Origin of the sequence: Acidovorax sp. (assembly GCF_046294525.1) — a bacterium.
GTDB lineage: Bacteria > Pseudomonadota > Gammaproteobacteria > Burkholderiales > Burkholderiaceae_C > Acidovorax.
The window spans coordinates 14815-31947 of record NZ_JBKBKQ010000020.1; the positions used below are offsets into that span (position 1 = coordinate 14815).

The window sequence follows — 17133 nt, forward strand, 5'->3', positions numbered from 1 at the left end:
TCGTCCTGACGGGCCTCCTCGCATGGTGAAGCGGCCAACCGGGTCAGGTGGGGAACCAAGCAGCCCTAACCGTGGAGTCAGTGCCGGGGGTAAGGCTCGTCAACTTCTCTTTTCTGCATCCCTTCTCTTTTCTTCCATCCGCACCTTGGTGCCGGTGGATGCCGTCTCCCTCTCCCTCTTGTTCTCTTGAGTTGCCCCTGAATGCGTCTTCGGGGCTCTGTCGGCGTTGTCCCACGATGGGATGCGGCGGTTGGAAACACGCGCCTGTGCAGGGTTTTTGCACACTTTGTGGCATCCGTTTCAACCGCTTTGCTACCCGGGTGCCCCATGCCAGCCCTCTCGACAACGCAATGTTCCGTGTCGTCGTTTTCCTTAAGGCGCGACCGCGCGCTGACAGCGCTGGGGGCCACCTGTCTGTGCTGGGCGTCATTGCAAAGCTGCCATGCAGTCGAGGCCTCGTTCGGCAGTGACGCGTTGTCGCGCTGGCAGGAAGAGTGGCAGGCGGAAAATCAGGCGTACGCGCCCAGCTTTGAATTGAACACTGCCATCCTGCCCAACGTGGGCGATGCGCTGAATTCAGGCGGTGCCTATCGGGGCGGCATGGCCAACGGCGCCGCTTCCAATTTTTCGAATGCCACGCAGCATCTCGACTTGACGCGCTGGCTCACGCCAGAGAGCCCCAACCGATTCGGCCTCACGCTCGGACTGAGCGGGCCCGTCAACTTCCTTCCTGCCCCAGCCAACAACTCCGCAGGCACCTCTGCGGGCGCTGCGCAACCGCCCATGCAGCTGGACCTGGGCGTTCGCTGGCGATCACAGTTGCAGCGAGGCCGTCACCTGGATGTCTCGGCATGGGCACAGACGCCCGACGCCATGGGGCTGATCTGGCAAACTCAGCCGCCTACATACGGCACGCGGGTGGAGGTGCAATGGGCCTCTTCACGCACGCGCGGGCTGATGCCCGAGTTCGGCGCCATTGGCGTGCAGCTGCAGGGCGGGTCACGCCTGGTGCTGCGGGCCCGCAAGGGCGGGCCGATGTTGTACTACCGCGCTAGATTTTGACTCCCCCCTGAGCCGCTGCGCGGCTTCCCCCCGGGGGGACGACGCCCTCGCTGCGGGGCGGCCCTTGCTTGGCGTCCGCTGGTATGGGCCGCGCCAGTTTTGAAGTCTGCTACGGCTTTTGCGACCGAATCCACCCCAGCGCACCTGCACCCGCCACGCGCCCGCTGGCCATGCTGGCGGTGAGCAAATAGCCGCCGGTGGGCGCCTCCCAGTCCAGCATTTCACCTGCAAAAAACACGCCGGGCAACGCGCGGGCCATGAGGTGTTCGTCCAGCGACTCAAAGGTGACGCCGCCTGCGGTGCTGATGGCTTCGTCGATGGGGCGGGCCGCCACCACCGTGACCGGTAGGGCCTTGATGGCGTGCGCCAGGGCCACGGGGTCGTTCATGCCGTCCTTGCCTAGGTGTTCGTACAGCACGCCGGCCTTGATGCCGTCGATGCCGAGCCGGCTTTTGAGGTGGCTGGACAACGAGCGCGAGCCGCGCGGGTGGCGCACCTCTACCAGCACACGTTCAGGTGTGTGGTCGGGCAGCAGATCCAGGTGGAAGGTGGCGTGGCCATGCGCCTCTATCTCGTCGCGCAACAAATGGGATGCCGCGTAGACCAGGCTGCCCTCCACGCCCGTCGCCGTGGCTACAAACTCACCCCGGCGCTGAAAACTGCGGCCCTGGCTGTCGGTAAATCTGAGCGCCACGGTCTTGAACGGCTGGCCCACGAAACGTTCGGTGAAATGCGGCGTCCAGCCCACTGCCGGCGCGGGCGTGCGGCCAATCAGCTCCTGCAAGAAGGCGCGACGCGTCTCGCCAGTGGGGGCGTCGGCGCGCAGCACGTCAAACCCGCAGTTGGCCGGGCGCAGCGGCGCCACCGATACACCCCGCTCCGTCAAATGTGGCACCCACGCCCCATCGGACCCCAGGCGAGCCCAGCTGGCGCCGCCCAGCGCCAGCACCACAGCGCTGGCGCGCACATGCACGGCGCCTGTGGGACCCGCAAAAACCAGCGTTCCGTCTTCGGCCCAGCCTTGCCAACGGTGACGCATGTGAAACTGCACGCCCTGCGCCCGCAGACGCTGCAGCCAGGCGCGCAGCAGCGGTGCGGCCTTCATGTCGGACGGAAACACACGGCCTGACGTGCCCACAAAGGTCTGCACGCCCAGGCCCTGCGCCCATTCACACACTTGCGGCCCGCCAAAGGACTGCAGCATCGGTTCGATCTGCGGCTGGCGCGCTGCAAAGCGGCTGGCAAATGCGGCGTGCGCTTCGGAATGCGTGAGATTGAGCCCGCCCTTGCCCGCCAGCAAGAACTTGCGGCCCACCGACGGCATGGCGTCGAACACATGCACTGACGCGCCGCCTTGTGCCAGCACCTCCGCAGCCATCAGGCCCGCGGGGCCGCCGCCCACCACGACGGCGTCGAAGTTGTGCGGTTCCAAGGCTGCTTCGTGGGACGGAGGAGTGGGTGCATTCATGGAGAGAAACCTTTGGATCAGCAGTCAACGATGTCGGGAAACGGCCGCGCTCAGAAGAGCGAACCTTGCACGGGGCCGGGGGCGCCCATGGGGGCTTCAGAAGGGGGACCATCCGACCCTTGCCCACCCGCCAGCGCAGCGGGGGCGAGAGTATGCCCCAGGGAGGCACTCGCAAATGCAGCGGCGTGGGCACCCTGCACCTTGTCCTCCCCCTCCTCCGGCACCACCACCAGACGCCCGTCGCCCGTGAGGAACGCAGCCCACACCGGCTCGCCGGGCACCTGCTGGCGCACGGCGGCGCGGTAGCGCTGCAGCTGGGTCATCAGCGCAGGCTGGCGCTCTGGCTGCGCCGCGCTTTTGTAGTCCAGCACCCACCAGCCCGCGTGCCCGGCGGGCTGGTGGCGATGCACCAGGCGGTCGATGCGCAGGCTCTGGCCCTGGTAGCGCAGCGGGGCTTCGTTGATGGCCATGTCCACCATGGCCTCATCCCAAGCCCAGGCGCCCTCGCCCGCCAGGATGCGCTGCGCCGTGTGCGCGGCGCTGCGCGCGGCCTCGACAGTGATGTCGAAGTCCATCGCCAGCCGCGCCACGCGCGCTGCGGGCCAGCCGTCGGCGCGCAAGCCAGCCAGCGCCGAGCCCGCAACGCCAGCCTGCTCCAGCAGCTGGTGCATGGCCTCGCCCCAGCGCGACAGCGGGGTGGATGCCGCAGCGCCAGATGCAGTCGCGTTGACAACACCGCCGGGCGCGTCGGACATACCTTCCACCCGCTGCTGCACGCGAAGCGCATCGGGCAGCGGCGGCAGTTCGGCCAGGGTGAATTCGCCGTGGTCGCTGGCGGCTGCGTCGCGCGGCTCAGCGGCCGGCACGCCTGCAGCCTCTGCAGCAGCAGTCGCATCCGCGTCCGCCAGCAGCGGCGCCAGACGGTTCCACCAGCTACCGGGCGCGGACACACTGGGCGCCACGGACGACAGCGCCAGGCAGTGTTTGGCCCGCGTCATCGCCACGTAAAGCATGTTCAGTTCTTCGCGCTGGCGGGCCTGCTGCTCGGCTGCCAGCGCAGCTTCGGCGCTGGGCGGCGGGCTAGATTCGCTGGCCAGAAAAACGAAGCCCGCGGGCTCGGTTTTCTCGCCGGGCCAGTCCACCAGCACGCCCATGGTTTCGGCCTTTTGCGGGCGGGTGTCGGTGTCCAGCAGCAGCACACAGCGCGCCTCCAGCCCCTTGGCACCATGCACCGTCAGCAGCCGCACGGCCTGCGCGTCCACGCGGCCGGGGGCACGCACGCCGCCTTTTTTCATGGCGCGCACAAATGCATACGGCGTAAGGTAGCGGCCGCCATCGTGCTGCAGAGCGGCCGACAGCAGAGCGCGCAGGTTGGCCAGCACCGCCGTGCGCTGCGCGGCCGGGGCAGCGGCGGCAAAGCGGGCCAGCACGTCGCCGTGCTGGTAGATGGCGTGCAGCGCATCGTGCGGCGGGAAGGCGTCCACCCAGGTCTTGTATTGAGCCAAATTGGCCGCCAGCGCTTGTGTACCAAGCGCTGGCGGCTCACATTTTTGAAGCAAATCAAACCAGCTGCTGCCGGCATGTTCGGGCTGGCGGCGCAGTGCGGCCAGGGCCACCAGCGTGTCGTCGCCCACGCCAAACAGCGGCGACTTGAGTGCGCGCGTCAGAGACAGGTCGTGCCCCGTGGACACCAGCGCATCGAGCAGCGCCACGATGTCCTGCACCTCGGGTGCGTCGAACAGGTCGGCCTTTTCGGGCTGCACGCAGGGCAGGTGCAGGGCGCGCAGGGCGTCCTGCATGGCAGCGAGCCGGTCGCGCTTGCGGGCCAGCACCAGCACTTCGTTCGGCGGCGTGCCCGCAGCGATCTGCGCGGCCACCCAGGCGGCGGCCTGCGCGCATTCGCGCATGCGCTGGGTTTCCTCGGCCTCGTGGCGCGGCTCGGTCAGGCTGTCGCGCCAGGCCAAGGGGTCCGCACCGCCGCCGCTGCCATCCGCCGGCAGGATGGCGGGCAGGCGCAGCAGCCTGCCGGGGTCTGTGGATTCGGTGGTGTGGTCGCGGAACCCGCTGGTCTCGCCCTGCGCCTGGGCCGCGTCCATGACGTGGTTGACGGCGGCGATCACGCCGGTGGCATTGCGGCGCGTGTGGTCGCAGCTCAACAGGTCGCCGCCCAGCCCGTCACGCACAAAGGCTTGGGCCGCGATGAACACCTGGGGCTCGGCGCGGCGAAAGCGGTAGATGCTCTGCTTGGGGTCGCCCACGATAAAGACACTGGGCGCGGTGTTGCCGCCGCCCGATCCTGCGTACCCCGCCAGCCACGCATGCAGCGCCTGCCACTGCAGCGGGTTGGTGTCCTGGAACTCATCGACCAGCAGATGCCGGATGCGCGCGTCCAGCCGCTCCTGCACCCAGCCCGACAGCACCGGGTCGGCCAGCATGACCAGCGCCGTGCGCTCCACGTCGTTCATGTCCACCCAGCCGTGCTGCTGCTTGACGGCGGCAAACTGCGCGATCAGGCAGCGAGTGAGGCGCGCCATGCGCTGCTGGTGTTGCCAGGCTTCGTGCTGGCGGCGTGCGGTCAGCAGACGCTGCAGTTCGGGCTCGGCCTCTTGCGCGGCAGCAAACTTCTCCAGGTTCTTGGAAAGCCGGTCTTCCTTGGCCACGAACAGGGCCTTGCGCAGCATGTTGAGCCGCTGGTTCGGGTCGGCACAGGCCAGCGCGTCGATGATGGCGTCGGCGGCCTTCTGGGGAGTTTTGTTGGCCTCGGCCCCCAGTACCTTGGCGCGGGCCAGCCAGCGCTGGTGGCAGGCATCGCCCTGCAGCGCGTCTGCCGGTTCGGTCAAGGTCGCGAGGTCGTGGTACTGCGCCTGGAATGGCGGCACCGACGCATCGACCACGCCAGCAGCGTCGGCCAAGTCAAACTCCACCCGCTTGGCCAGCGCCGCAGCCAGGGCCTTGTGGGTTTGCGAGCGGCCGTGGCGCGCCACCACGGCTTCGTAGTCGGCCCGCAGGCCGGGGCTGTCGGCCACCGCTTGCAAGAAGGGGCCCCACACCTCGCGCACGGCCTCGGCATCGTCTTCGAGCAGCTCGAAGTGAGCGGGCAGGCCCCGCTCTTGCAGCAGCGCCAGCGGTGCCGTGCCCAGCAAGGCGGCAAACCAGCTGTGAAAGGTGCGGATCTGCACCGGGCGGCCGCTGCCCAACATCTGGCGGTATAAATTTTGTAGCGCCTCGCGCTTATCCAGAGCGCGCTGAGGGCTGATTCCCCTTGAAATCAACTCCCGGGTCAGGTCCTCCAGCGGCGCATGGGCAAACGCCTCCAGCCACTCTTGCAAGCGCTGGCGCATTTCACCGGCCGCCTTTTTGGTGAAGGTGATGGCCAGGATCTCGTGCGGCGCGCAGCCGTCCAGCAGCGCGCGCAGCATGCGAGACACCAGCATCCAGGTCTTGCCCGCGCCGGCGCAGGCCTCCACGGCCACGCTGCGCGCAGGGTCGCAGGCAATGGCGTAGAACGCCTCGCGCGAGACGGGCTGGCCGTTGTGTTCGTACGCAGCGTTCATTGGATGCATCCCCTCGAACGGCGATGAGCGGTCGGCGGCTGAAACCGGCGCGGCCCGGGCGCGGGGACACCGAGCAAGGGCCGCCCCGCAGCGACGGTGTCGTCCCCCCTCCCGGCACAGCCGAGAGAGGGGGTGAAGGCGCGCAGCGCCACAGGAGGGTGCCCTCTTCTATTCATTCCAGAAATCTTTTCGGCACAGGCCGCGTGCGGCGCAGTAATCGCATACGGCGCCCTCGCCCAGCGCAGGCATGGGCGCACCCGCCGCGATGCGTGCGAAGTCGTGCTGGATGCCCTCCACCAGCAGGTCGCGCAGATGCACCACGTCCTCCTGTTCGTGCATCTGCGTCTCGCCACGCTCGCCCACGTTCACGTACGCGGCGCGCAGGGTGTCGTGGCTGAGCAGCGCGGCATAGAAAGCGAGCTGCGTGTCCTCTGCCCCCGCACCGATGCGCTTGCGGGTGACGGCGTCGTTCTCGGTCTTGTAGTCGATGACCAACGTGGTCGGTTCGCCCGTGGTCGATACAGTGTCGATGCGGTCGATGGTACCCACCAGTTGCAATGTGCCCAGCGGCTGCGTGGTCTGCACCTCGGCCTGGCGGAAGCGCCCGCCATCGCGCTCGTGCTGCGCCAGCCAGCGCAGGTAGCCGTCGCGCACCTGGGGCCAGCCCGCAGCAAAGGGCAGGAAGTCGCCCTCGCCCAGCCGCTGCGCCTGCGTGACGGCGTGGGCGGCGTGGTCCATGCGGGCCGTCCGCTCGGTCGGGTCATCGGTGGGGTCGGCCCGCAGCGCTTCGTGAAAGTGCTGCAGCACGGCGTGCAGCCAGTTTCCGAAGTCACGCTTGTCCACTTCGGCAGCCAGTTCATCGGCCTCCTGCAGCCCCAACTGGCGCAGCGCAAAGAAACGGTACGGGCAATGGCGCAGGTCGGCGTACGCGGTGGAAGAAAGCCGTTGCACGGGCAGCGCCTGGCCGGTGGGCATGGGGCGGGCGGTGGGCTGGGCGGCCACGGTGCGCGGGGCGCGTGTATCGGCACCCTGTATGCCTGTGCCCTCCAGCGGCAGGGCCAGTACCAGGGGGCTGGCCAGCAGGGGCTCGCCGCCCTCGTCGCCGGTGCGCCACAGCACATCTACGGCCGGGGTGCGCAGCGCCTGTTGCCAGGCGGCGCGCTGCGCGGCTTCCAGTGTTTCACGGGTGGGCAGGCCCCAGGCCTGGCGCTGCTGCGCGCTCCAGTCGCCCGGGGGTTCGGGGGCGGCCTGCAGGCGTTTTTCGTCACAGCCGGGCAGCACCAGGGCGGCAAAGGGGCGGGCCAGCAGCTGGGGCATGGGCAGCACGGTCACGGGCACGTCGCCGGACTGCAGGGGCACATAACGCGCAGCCTCCAGCACTTCATTGGCCCAGCGGGTGAACTCTGCCAGGGCCATGCGGCGGCCGGCGGCGCTCCAGCCTTCCAGTTCGGCGTCCTGGCCGGCCTGCAGGCGCAGCGCGGCCAGCACGCGCGCGCCTGCTGCATCGCACTCCAGCAGCGGCCACTGGCCGGTGGCCACCAGCAGTGCGCGCAGGGCAGCCAGCCATTGCGCCAGGGCGCGGGGGCCGGCCAGGGTTTGGCGCCAGGCGTCGGCCTGTTCCACACAAGCGGCCAGCGCTGCCCTGCCTGCGCCAGGGGTTCCCACCGCTCCCATCGCGCCGGCCCAGGTCGCCACGGCGGCCTTGCGCAGCGCGCGCTCCAGCGCATTGCCGGTGTCGGCGGGCAGCGTCGGCGCGTGTTTGAGCCAGTCCAGCACCTCGTCGGCCAACGCGTTCCAGGCGCAGGCCTTGAGGGCGGCCATCACCTGGGCCGCTGCGCGGGTGGTGGACAAGGTCCAGCCGTTTTCGTCGCGCACGGCCACGCCGCTGCTGGCCAGGTGCGCGCTGATGCGGCGCGTGAGGGCACGGTCGTTGGCCGCCAGCGCTACCGGCGTGCGACCTGCGGCGATGTGCGCAAGCACACAGGCGGCGGCACGCTGGGCTTCGTCCTCGGCATCGTGCGCGGCGTGCAGCGCGATGGAGCCGATGGCGGCATCGGCCACTGCGGGGCCAGCGCCCGCCAGGGTCACGGCAACGGCCTTGTCGCCCCAGTGAGCCAGCAGGGCGCGGGCCAAGGGCTCTTCCTGAAACCCCTGCAGCACCACCAGGGCGTCCACCGACTGGCGCACACCCGCTTCGAACAGCACATCGGTGGCATGGCGCGAGGCCAGCGTCCATTCCAGCGCAATGCGGGCCACCACCGCTTCCAGGCGCAGGGCCGACCCTTCGTCGGCCTCAGGCAGCAGGCTGCGCGCTCGGACGGCCCAAGCCTCGCGCTCGGTCAGCGGTACGGCCGCAACAGCGGGCGCCAACTGGGCTGCAGCCTCTTGCAAGGGGGCTGCCAGTACGTCGCGCTGGGCTGCCAGGCCTGCCTGGTCAAGCAGTGCGCGTGCGGTCAGCGTGTCACGCGCCACGTCGCCCGCCAAGTCGTTGCCCACGGGCACGAACACTGACAGTTGGCGAGCCCAGTTTCGTGTGGTTTCAAACCGCGGGGCAAAACCATCGGGGTGGCGCGCACCCCAATAGCGCTGCGCCACCGGCATGAGCTGGGCATAGGGCACCAGCACCACGGTCCGCGCCGGATGGGCGCCCTGCGCCTTGATATGCGCCTCCACCCGGGCCAGCGCCGCAGCCCAAAGCGCATCGCACTCATCGCTTTTCGCTATGACTGTCATAGCGTCGCAGGGCCCGGCCACACCGGTGAACGTGGAATTGGTTTCTGTCACAATCGCCAGACTTTAAACGTATACCGGTCGCCACCGGCCCAGACACAAGGAATCCGCCATGGCCAGCGAACTCATCAAACACGTCTCTGACGCCAGCTTTGAAGCCGACGTGCTCCAACCCGGCACACCCGTGCTGGTGGACTATTGGGCTGAATGGTGCGGCCCCTGCAAGATGATTGCCCCCATCCTCGACGAAGTCGCAGGCACCTACCAGGGCAAGCTGCAGATCGCCAAGATGAACGTGGACGAAAACCGCGAGATCCCTGCCAAGTTCGGCATCCGCGGGATTCCCACGCTGATGCTGTTCAAGGACGGCCAACTGGCCGCCACCAAGGTCGGCGCAATGAGCAAGGCGCAGTTGACGGCCTTCATCGACCAGCAACTGGCCTGACGCCCCTGCCCCGCCGGCGCGCCGCCTGCGGGGCTTTTTTTTTGCATCGCACGCGATGCGCATCCGGCGCCCGGGCGCCGTTGCTGCTCTCGTCACGGCAGCGCTTGAAACACCCGCTTTTTTTCCTGTCATAATTCCTCCCGATCACCGGCCTGCACGCATTGGCAGCCGAACCCAGATCCCCGGCGGGCCGGGCCTGCAAACAGCAGCCCTTCCGGCACCTGCCCACCTCCCCCAAGATTCATACCAGCTCCGCCAAGGAGTCAATCCATGCACTTAAACGAACTCAAGGCACTGCACGTGTCTGAAGTCCTGAAGCAGGCCGAAGAACTCGAAATCGAAAACACCGGCCGGATGCGCAAGCAAGAGTTGATGTTTGCCATCATCAAGAAGCGCGCCAAGGCGGGCGAGCAGGTGTTTGCGGACGGCGTGCTGGAGATCCTGCCGGACGGATTTGGCTTCTTGCGCAGCCCCGACACCAGCTTTACCGCAAGCACGGACGACATCTACATCAGCCCCAGCCAGGTACGCCGCTTCAACCTTCACACCGGCGACATGATCGAAGGGGAAGTGCGCACGCCCAAGGATGGCGAACGCTACTTTGCACTGACCAAGCTTGACGCCGTGAACGGCGGCCCCCCGGAGCAGAACAAGCACAAGGTGATGTTTGAAAACCTGACGCCGCTGTTCCCCAAGGAGCAGATGCGCCTGGAACGCGAGATCAAGGGCGAAGAGAACATCACCGGTCGCATCATCGACATCATCGCCCCCATCGGCCGCGGCCAGCGCGCACTCATCGTTGCCCCGCCCAAGAGCGGCAAGACGGTGATGATGCAGCACATCGCCCACGCCATCACGGCCAACAACCCCGACGTGCACCTGATGGTGCTGCTGGTGGACGAGCGCCCTGAAGAAGTGACCGAAATGCAGCGCACGGTGAAGGGCGAAATCATTGCCTCCACCTTCGACGAGCCTGCCGCACGTCACGTGCACGTGGCGGAAATGGTGATCGAGCGCGCCAAGCGCCTGGTCGAGCTGAAGAAGGACGTGGTGATCCTGCTGGACTCCATCACCCGCCTGGCCCGCGCCTACAACAACGTCGTGCCCTCCAGCGGCAAGGTGCTGTCGGGCGGTGTAGACGCTGCCGCACTGCAGCGCCCCAAACGCTTTTTCGGTGCTGCGCGCAAGGTCGAAGAAGGCGGCTCGCTCACCATCATCGCTACCGCGCTGGTTGACACCGGCAGCCGCATGGACGAAGTGATCTTTGAAGAATTCAAAGGCACGGGCAATTGCGAAATCCACCTGAACCGCCGCCTGTATGAGAAGCGCGTGTTCCCTGCCATCGAGCTGAACAAGAGCGGCACGCGCCGCGAAGAGCTGCTGCTGGCCCCTGAAATCCTGCAGAAGACCCGCATCCTGCGCCAGTTCATGTACAACATGGACGAGATCGAGTCGATGGAACTCATGATCAAGAACATGAAGGCCACCAAGACCAACGTGGACTTCTTCGACATGATGCGGCGCGGAGGCTAATTCTCCGCCTGTGCCATAATGGAGGGCTTTTTCTTGCGGAAAGTACATCGGACTGGCCGGTGCGGCTCCCGCAGTTGACTCAAAGGAAGATCATGAAAGAAGGCATTCACCCCAACTACCGCGAAGTTCTGTTCGTGGACCTGTCCAACGGTTTCAAGTTCGTGACCCGCTCGTGCGTGAACACCAAGGAAACCGAAACCCACGAAGGCAAGGAATACCCGCTGTTCAAGCTGGATACCTCTTCTGAATCGCACCCCTTCTACACCGGCACGCAAAAGTCCGTCGACAACATGGGTGGCCGCGTGGAGCGCTTCCGCAACCGTTTCGGCAAGACCGCAGCGAAGTAATTCGCCTCCTGCGTTCCCGCACAAAGGCAGCCCGGGCAACCGTGCTGCCTTTTTGTTTGCTTTTGCCTTTATTCTCGGTGGCTTCGCTGTGCACTCTACCGATCTCTGACGCGTGACCCCCCCCACCCCTGCCATCGTTACCCAGAACGCCGTGAGCCCGCTTCCGCGCTGGGCGCTGCTGCTGTTGTGCATTGCGTATGTGGTACCCGGCTTTGTGGGCCGGGACCCGTGGAAAAGTGCCGACGTCACGGCCTTTGGCTACATGCTGGAGCTGGCGCAGGGCCGCACGCCGTGGGGGAGCCCACTGCTGGGGGGCATGCCGCCTGAAACCGAAGGGTTGCTGCCTTATTGGCTGGGGGCATGGGCCATCCAGATTGCGCCGTCCTGGCTGTCGGCCGAAATGGCTGTGCGTGTGCCGTTTGCGACCCTGCTGGCGCTCACGCTCATGGCGACCTGGTATGGCGTGTACTACCTGGCGCGCAGTCCCGGCGCACAACCCGTGGCGTTTGCCTTTGGCGGCGAAGCCAATGCGCCCGACTACGCGCGTGCCATTGCTGACGGTGGCCTGCTCGCACTGATTGCCTGTCTGGGCCTGGCGCAGCTGTCGCACGAGGTCACCAGCTACTTGGTGCAGCTCAGCTGCACGGCCCTGGTGTTTTCTGCCGTGGCCGCCATGCCCCACCGTACCGTGGCGCCAACGGTGGCCTTGGTGGTGGGCATGGCCGGGCTGACGCTGGCGGGAGCGCCCGCGCTGGCTGCCATGATGGGGGGGCTGAGCATCGCAGTCGTGATTTTTGCGCCGGGCAGCAACGACGACCGGCGTCTGCGCTGGGCCGTGGTGCTGGCCGCAGGGATGGCGGCGGCCGCGGCGCTGGCCGTAGTGTTGGATCTGTGGCGCTGGCGGGTCGTAGGTGCCGAGACGGGTGGCAAGGAATGGCAGAGCCTGGCGCGCCTGCTGCTGTGGTTTGGCTGGCCCGCCTGGCCACTGGCGCTGTGGACGCTGTGGCGCTGGCGCAAGCAAATATTCAACATGCCCGGGCACCGGCATTTGCTGCTGCCGCTGGGGTTTCTGGTGATCTCCATTGCTGCCACAGTCACCACGGCGCCCGCGGACCGCGCCCTGCTGCTGGGGTTGCCCGCCATGGCGGCACTGGCCGCGTTTGCACTGCCCACCCTGGGGCGCAGCGTGGGCGCGCTGATCGACTGGTTCACGCTGCTGTTCTTTACCGTGTCCGCGCTGGCCATCTGGGTGATCTGGATCGCCATGCAGACCGGCGTTCCGGCCAAGCCCGCCGCCAACGTGGCCAAGCTGGCGCCGGGATTCGTGCCGGAGTTTTCTGCCGTCGCGCTGGCCGTGGCGCTGGCCGCCACCGTGGGCTGGGCGGGACTGGTGTGGTGGCGCGCCTCGCGCGACCGCGCGCCCATCTGGAAGAGCCTGGTGCTGCCCGCCGGTGGCGCCACGCTGGGCTGGCTGCTGCTGATGACGCTTTGGTTGCCGCTGCTGGATTTTGCGCGCAGCTACGCGCCACAGGTGCGCAGCGTGATGGCCGTGGTGGGGCCAGCCCCGGGCTGCGTGCAGACGCTGGGCCTGAGCCGCGCCCAGGTGGCTGCCCTGCAGTACCACGGCGGACTTGCATTGGAGCGTGCCGGGCTGCAGGATGAATGTGACTGGCTGCTGGCGGACATCGCCTCTTGGCCGGCCTCAGAACGTAAGGTGAATGTGGCGCTGTGGCAACTGCAAGCCACCCTGCCCCGCCCCACCGACAAGAACGACCAGCTCCTCGTGTTCCGCCGCACAGGGCCTGCGCCCTGATGTCCGAGCGCTCCATCATCACCCGCCATGCCCTCACAGTGCTGGCGGGGCAACTGGCCGTCATGGCTTTTGGGGTGACCGATACCATCGTGGCAGGCCGGCACGGCGAATCCTCGCTGGCCGCGCTGTCCGTCGGCTCGGCCATTTTCATCAGCGTGTATGTGGCGCTGATGGGCGGTCTGCAAGCGCTGCTGCCCGTGTGGGCCGAGCAGCGCGGTGCGGGGCAGACGGCCGCAGTGGGCCGGTCGCTGCGGCAGGCCCTGTACCTTTGCGCTGCGGCGTCCGCATTCGGCATGGCCGTGCTGCTCTCGCCAGCTCCGCTCCTGCGCTGGACGGAGGTCCCGCCCGAGTTGCGCGGCGAGGTGGAAAGCTATCTGGCGGTGCTGGCGCTCGCCTTGCCGCCCGCGCTGCTGTTTCGCATCTACAGCACGCTCAACCAGGCGCTGGGGCGGCCCAAGCTGGTGACCGCGCTGCAGGTGGGTTCGCTCTTCATCAAGCTGCCGCTGTCGGTGTGGTTCACCTTTGGCGGCGGCGGTCTGCCCGCAATGGGAGTGGTGGGCTGCGCCTGGGCCACGCTGGTGGTGAACTGCAGCATGCTGGTCCTGGCCGTGTGGCTGCTGCGCACCCAGGATTTCTACGAGCCACTCGCCCTCTGGCAGCGCATGGAACTGCCGCACTGGCCCACCATCGCCGGGTTTGCGCGGCTGGGCATTCCTGCCGGGCTGGCGGTGATGGTGGAGGTTACCTCCTTCACGCTGATGGCGCTGTTCATTGCGCGGCAGGGCACCACCGCGTCAGCCGCGCACCAGATTGCCGCCAACCTGGCCGCGGTGCTCTACATGGTGCCGCTGTCCCTGGCCATTGCCACAAGCGCACGCACCAGCTACTGGCTGGGCGCGCAGGACCCGGCCCGTGCACGGCAGGTGGTTTTTATAGGTTTTAGGCTTTCAGCGCTTATTGGCATTGCGCTAGCAGCTATATTATTGATAGCAAAAAATCAAATCGGAGCCGTCTATTCCGCCAACGCCAGTGTGATAGCCATGGCTGGCAGCGTGCTGGTATGGGTGGCGGCATACCACGCGGCCGACGCGCTGCAGACCTTGTGCGTGTTCGTGTTGCGCTGCTACCGCATAACCGTCGCACCGCTGCTGGTGTACTGTGGCCTGCTCTGGGGCGCCGGTTTGGGCGGGGGCTATTGGCTGGCCTACCGTGCTCACGGGCCGTGGGCCGGCAACCCGGCGCCCACGCCTTTCTGGGCAGCCAGTGCGGTGGCGCTGGCCGTGACAGCCGCGCTGTTCGTGGCGATGCTGTGGCGGGCCGTCAGCCCCGCAGCACAAACCCGCGCAGCCGGTTCGCCGGGAAGGTGACGGCAAACACCGATCCTTTGCCCAGCGTGCTGCTGATGTCCAGCGTCGCGCCATGGCGCTGCAGCACGTGCTTGACGATGGCCAGACCCAGCCCCGTGCCCCCGGTCTCGCGCGAGCGGCTGCGGTCCACCCGGTAAAAGCGCTCGGTCAGACGCGGAATGTGTTCTGGCGCGATGCCGGGGCCGGTGTCGCGCACTGAAAAAAGGGCGCTGCCGTCCTCCTGCCGCAGCCACTCCACCGTGATGGAGCCGCCGGCAGGCGTATAGCGCACGGCATTGCTGATGAGGTTGGACAGCGCGCTTTGCAGCTCGGCCGGTACGCCCGCGATGTCACCTTCCGCGCGCAGCACCTCGGCATGCGGGAAGTGCAGCGTGTGGGGCGTCTGGTTCTGCGTGAGCAGGGCCGACAGGGCCCTCCCTTCTTCCTCGCAGCGCCCCAGCAGCGCCTGCACCGGCGTCCACTCGGCCATGCCCGGCAGCGGGCTGCCCTCCAGGCGCGACAGCGTCAGCAGGTCCTGCACCACGCTTTGCATGCGCAGTGCCTGCTGGGCCATCATGCCCAGGTAGCGCGCGCGCTCCTCGGCCGTGAGAGGCAGGGTCTGCAGGGTCTCGACAAAACCGGTCAGCACGGTCAGCGGCGTGCGTATCTCGTGCGAAACGTTGGCCACAAAGTCCCGGCGCATGGCGTCCGCCTGCTCCAGCGCTGTCACGTCACGCGACAGCAGCAGGGTGCGGCCGTCGCCGTAGGGATGCAGATGCACGGAGATGCGCACGGGCCGCGAAGGGGTGCTGAACCGCCCCTCCAGCACCACATCGCTGCCAAAGTCCTGCGCGGCCAGATAGGCCGTGAAATCGGGGTCGCGCACCAGATTGCCGATGGACTGCATCACGTCGCGTTGTGCGTCAAAACCAAACTGGTTTGCCGCCATCTGGTTGCACCATTCGATGCGGCCCTGCGCATCCAGCAGCACCACCCCATTGGGCGTTGCCTGCAGAGCGGCCAGAATCTCCTGCAGCCGGTCCTGGCTTTCTCGAATCTGGGATTCCTGCCGGCGCAACAGGCGCCGGGCTCGGTCGGCCGCCTCGCCCCAGATCCCGCGCATCACGGGCACTTCGGCCAGGTCCCCATTACGCAGCCATCGCAGCACGCGCGCGCCGCGCAACAGGTCCCACACAAACCAGGCCCACGCCGCCAGGGCGGCACCCAGGGCAGCGCCCCAGGGCCCACCCTGCCATAAACCCAGACCACCCCCCGCAATCTGCCAGAGCAGAAAGTACGTAATTCGCCACAGCATGCGGTCAGCAAAGCCTTCCAAGAAACCAGGGTCGCGCAGGGCGCCCCATCCATACACTCAGGCTCGACCCGTCACGCCTGCAACTGCACCTGCGGCTGCGCGGTCAACCGGTAGCCGGCGCCCCGCACTGTTTCCACCATCACCGAGGCAGCACCCAGCGCCTCGCGCAGGCGCTTGACGTGCACGTCCACGGTGCGCTCCTCAATGAAGACATGATCGCCCCACACCTTGTCCAGCAACTGCGAGCGGCTGTGCACGCGCTCGGCATGCTTCATCAAAAAGTGCAACAACTTGAACTCGGTGGGCCCCACCTTGAGCGGCTGGCCCTGAAACGACACACGGTAGGTCGCGGCGTCCAGCACCAAGTCGGCAATGGTGACGCTGTCGCTCACCTGCTCCGGCGCGCGCCGGCGCAGCACGGCGCGGATACGCGCCAGCAGCTCCTGCGTGGAGAAGGGCTTGGTGATGTAGTCATCCGCCCCCGCGTCCAGCCCGGCGATCTTGTCGGGCTCGTCGCCGCGCGCGGTGAGCATGAGGATGGGAATGGGCTTGGTGCGGCTGTCGGCCCGCCACTTGCGGGCCAGCGACAGGCCGCTTTGGCCGGGCAACATCCAGTCGAGCAGGATGACATCCGGCAGCACGGCATCCAGCTCGCGCTGGGCCGAGTCGCCGTCTTCCGCCCAGAAGGGCTGGAATCCGTTGTGGCGCAGGTTCACCGCAATCAGCTCGGCGATTGCAGGCTCATCCTCCACGATCAGGACACGGGGAAGCTTTCTCATAACGATGCCAAAGCCCTTTCTTACAGGACTGCCGACTCGATCTCGTCGAGGGCAGTGTGGCGCACATCCTTGCCCTTGACCAGATAGATGATCAGCTCAGCCACGTTCTTGGAGTGGTCTCCGATGCGCTCGATCGCCTTGGCCAGGAACAGCAGATCCAGGCTGGGCGAGATGGTGCGGGGGTCTTCCATCATGTAGGTGATGAGCTTGCGCACGAAGCCGTCGAACTCCTTGTCGATGAGGTCGTCTTCTTTCAGGATGGCGACCGCGGCCTTGACGTCCAGGCGCGCAAACGCGTCCAGCGTCTTGCGCAGCAGGCCCGAGGCGAGCTCGGCCGCCGTGCGCAGGTCGCTCGATGGCAGCGAGCGCGGAGCGCCGCTCTCGATGATGGAGCGCACCATGCGGGCCATCTTGTTGGCCTCGTCGCCCATGCGCTCCAAGTTGGCCGTGGCCTTGGAGAAGGCCAGCAGCAGGCGCAGGTCGCGTGCGGTGGGCTGGCGGCGAGCGATGATGGACGACAGCTCTTGGTCGATCTCGACCTCCATCGCATTCACCCGCGTCTCGATGGAAGCCACCGTCTCCACGGCTTCCAGGCTGAACTGGGACAGTGCGTAGACCGCCTGGCGGATCTGCGACTCCACGAGGCCGCCCATCTCCATGACGCGGGCGGAGACGCTGTTGAGTTCGCTGTCGAACTGCGAGGAAAGGTGTTTGTCTGGCATTTGGCGTACAACCTCACGG

The 17133-nt window shown here is 67.3% G+C and carries 12 protein-coding genes and 1 other RNA gene; 7 read left to right on the top strand and 6 right to left on the bottom strand.

Going from position 1 to position 17133, the window contains the following annotated elements; genetic code table 11:
* Nucleotides 1-7: 7 nt before the first annotated feature.
* Together ffs and ACK4HJ_RS16875 are read left to right on the top strand one after the other, a co-directional pair.
* Nucleotides 8-104: signal recognition particle sRNA small type (gene ffs / locus ACK4HJ_RS16870), an RNA gene on the top strand.
* 223 nt (nt 105-327) lie between these two features.
* On the top strand, nt 328-1062 hold the full coding sequence (locus tag ACK4HJ_RS16875; protein WP_409833715.1) for a hypothetical protein: 735 nt from the start codon (nt 328-330) through the stop codon (nt 1060-1062).
* A 109-nt stretch (nt 1063-1171) separates the two neighbouring features.
* Here ACK4HJ_RS16875 and ACK4HJ_RS16880 read toward each other — a convergent pair whose 3' ends face one another.
* The 3 genes from ACK4HJ_RS16880 to ACK4HJ_RS16890 all read right to left on the bottom strand — a co-directional run bounded on the left by ACK4HJ_RS16880 (nt 1172) and on the right by ACK4HJ_RS16890 (nt 8817).
* Nucleotides 1172-2530, bottom strand: a complete 1359-nt coding sequence (locus ACK4HJ_RS16880) for a TIGR03862 family flavoprotein (RefSeq protein WP_409833717.1) — start codon at nt 2528-2530, stop codon at nt 1172-1174.
* 50 nt (nt 2531-2580) lie between these two features.
* The gene (locus ACK4HJ_RS16885; protein ID WP_409833719.1) at nt 2581-6093 is read right to left on the bottom strand and encodes a UvrD-helicase domain-containing protein; all 3513 of its coding nucleotides are present in this window, start codon (nt 6091-6093) and stop codon (nt 2581-2583) included.
* 159 nt (nt 6094-6252) lie between these two features.
* Nucleotides 6253-8817 (bottom strand): PD-(D/E)XK nuclease family protein, encoded by a 2565-nt coding sequence (locus tag ACK4HJ_RS16890; protein ID WP_409833722.1) that lies wholly within the window; start codon nt 8815-8817, stop codon nt 6253-6255.
* Between the two features lie 109 nt (nt 8818-8926).
* Between ACK4HJ_RS16890 and trxA the strand changes: the two genes are divergently transcribed.
* The 5 genes from trxA to ACK4HJ_RS16915 all read left to right on the top strand — a co-directional run bounded on the left by trxA (nt 8927) and on the right by ACK4HJ_RS16915 (nt 14319).
* Nucleotides 8927-9259, top strand: a complete 333-nt coding sequence (gene trxA, locus ACK4HJ_RS16895; protein WP_099656170.1) for a thioredoxin TrxA — start codon at nt 8927-8929, stop codon at nt 9257-9259.
* Between the two features lie 270 nt (nt 9260-9529).
* Complete coding sequence (gene rho / locus ACK4HJ_RS16900; protein WP_063459546.1) at nt 9530-10792, top strand: transcription termination factor Rho; 1263 nt, start codon at nt 9530-9532, stop codon at nt 10790-10792.
* A 92-nt stretch (nt 10793-10884) separates the two neighbouring features.
* Nucleotides 10885-11139 (top strand): type B 50S ribosomal protein L31, encoded by a 255-nt coding sequence (locus ACK4HJ_RS16905; RefSeq protein ID WP_015013594.1) that lies wholly within the window; start codon nt 10885-10887, stop codon nt 11137-11139.
* Nucleotides 11140-11251: 112 nt separating this feature from the next.
* Nucleotides 11252-12952 (top strand): hypothetical protein, encoded by a 1701-nt coding sequence (locus tag ACK4HJ_RS16910; protein ID WP_409833724.1) that lies wholly within the window; start codon nt 11252-11254, stop codon nt 12950-12952.
* A complete protein-coding gene (locus ACK4HJ_RS16915) occupies nt 12952-14319 on the top strand; it encodes an MATE family efflux transporter (RefSeq protein WP_409833726.1) in 1368 nt (455 codons plus the stop codon). Before ACK4HJ_RS16910 ends, ACK4HJ_RS16915 begins: the two co-directional genes overlap by 1 nt.
* On the opposite strand, the gene phoR is transcribed toward ACK4HJ_RS16915, so the two are convergent.
* The 3 genes from phoR to phoU all read right to left on the bottom strand — a co-directional run bounded on the left by phoR (nt 14273) and on the right by phoU (nt 17114).
* Nucleotides 14273-15613 (bottom strand): phosphate regulon sensor histidine kinase PhoR, encoded by a 1341-nt coding sequence (phoR, locus tag ACK4HJ_RS16920; RefSeq protein ID WP_409833728.1) that lies wholly within the window; start codon nt 15611-15613, stop codon nt 14273-14275. The two genes, ACK4HJ_RS16915 and phoR, sit on opposite strands and share 47 nt — an antisense overlap.
* Before the next feature lie 71 nt (nt 15614-15684).
* Nucleotides 15685-16392, bottom strand: a complete 708-nt coding sequence (phoB, locus tag ACK4HJ_RS16925; protein ID WP_409833730.1) for a phosphate regulon transcriptional regulator PhoB — start codon at nt 16390-16392, stop codon at nt 15685-15687.
* A 20-nt stretch (nt 16393-16412) separates the two neighbouring features.
* On the bottom strand, nt 16413-17114 hold the full coding sequence (phoU, locus tag ACK4HJ_RS16930) for a phosphate signaling complex protein PhoU (RefSeq protein WP_409833732.1): 702 nt from the start codon (nt 17112-17114) through the stop codon (nt 16413-16415).
* Nucleotides 17115-17133: the final 19 nt, after the last annotated feature.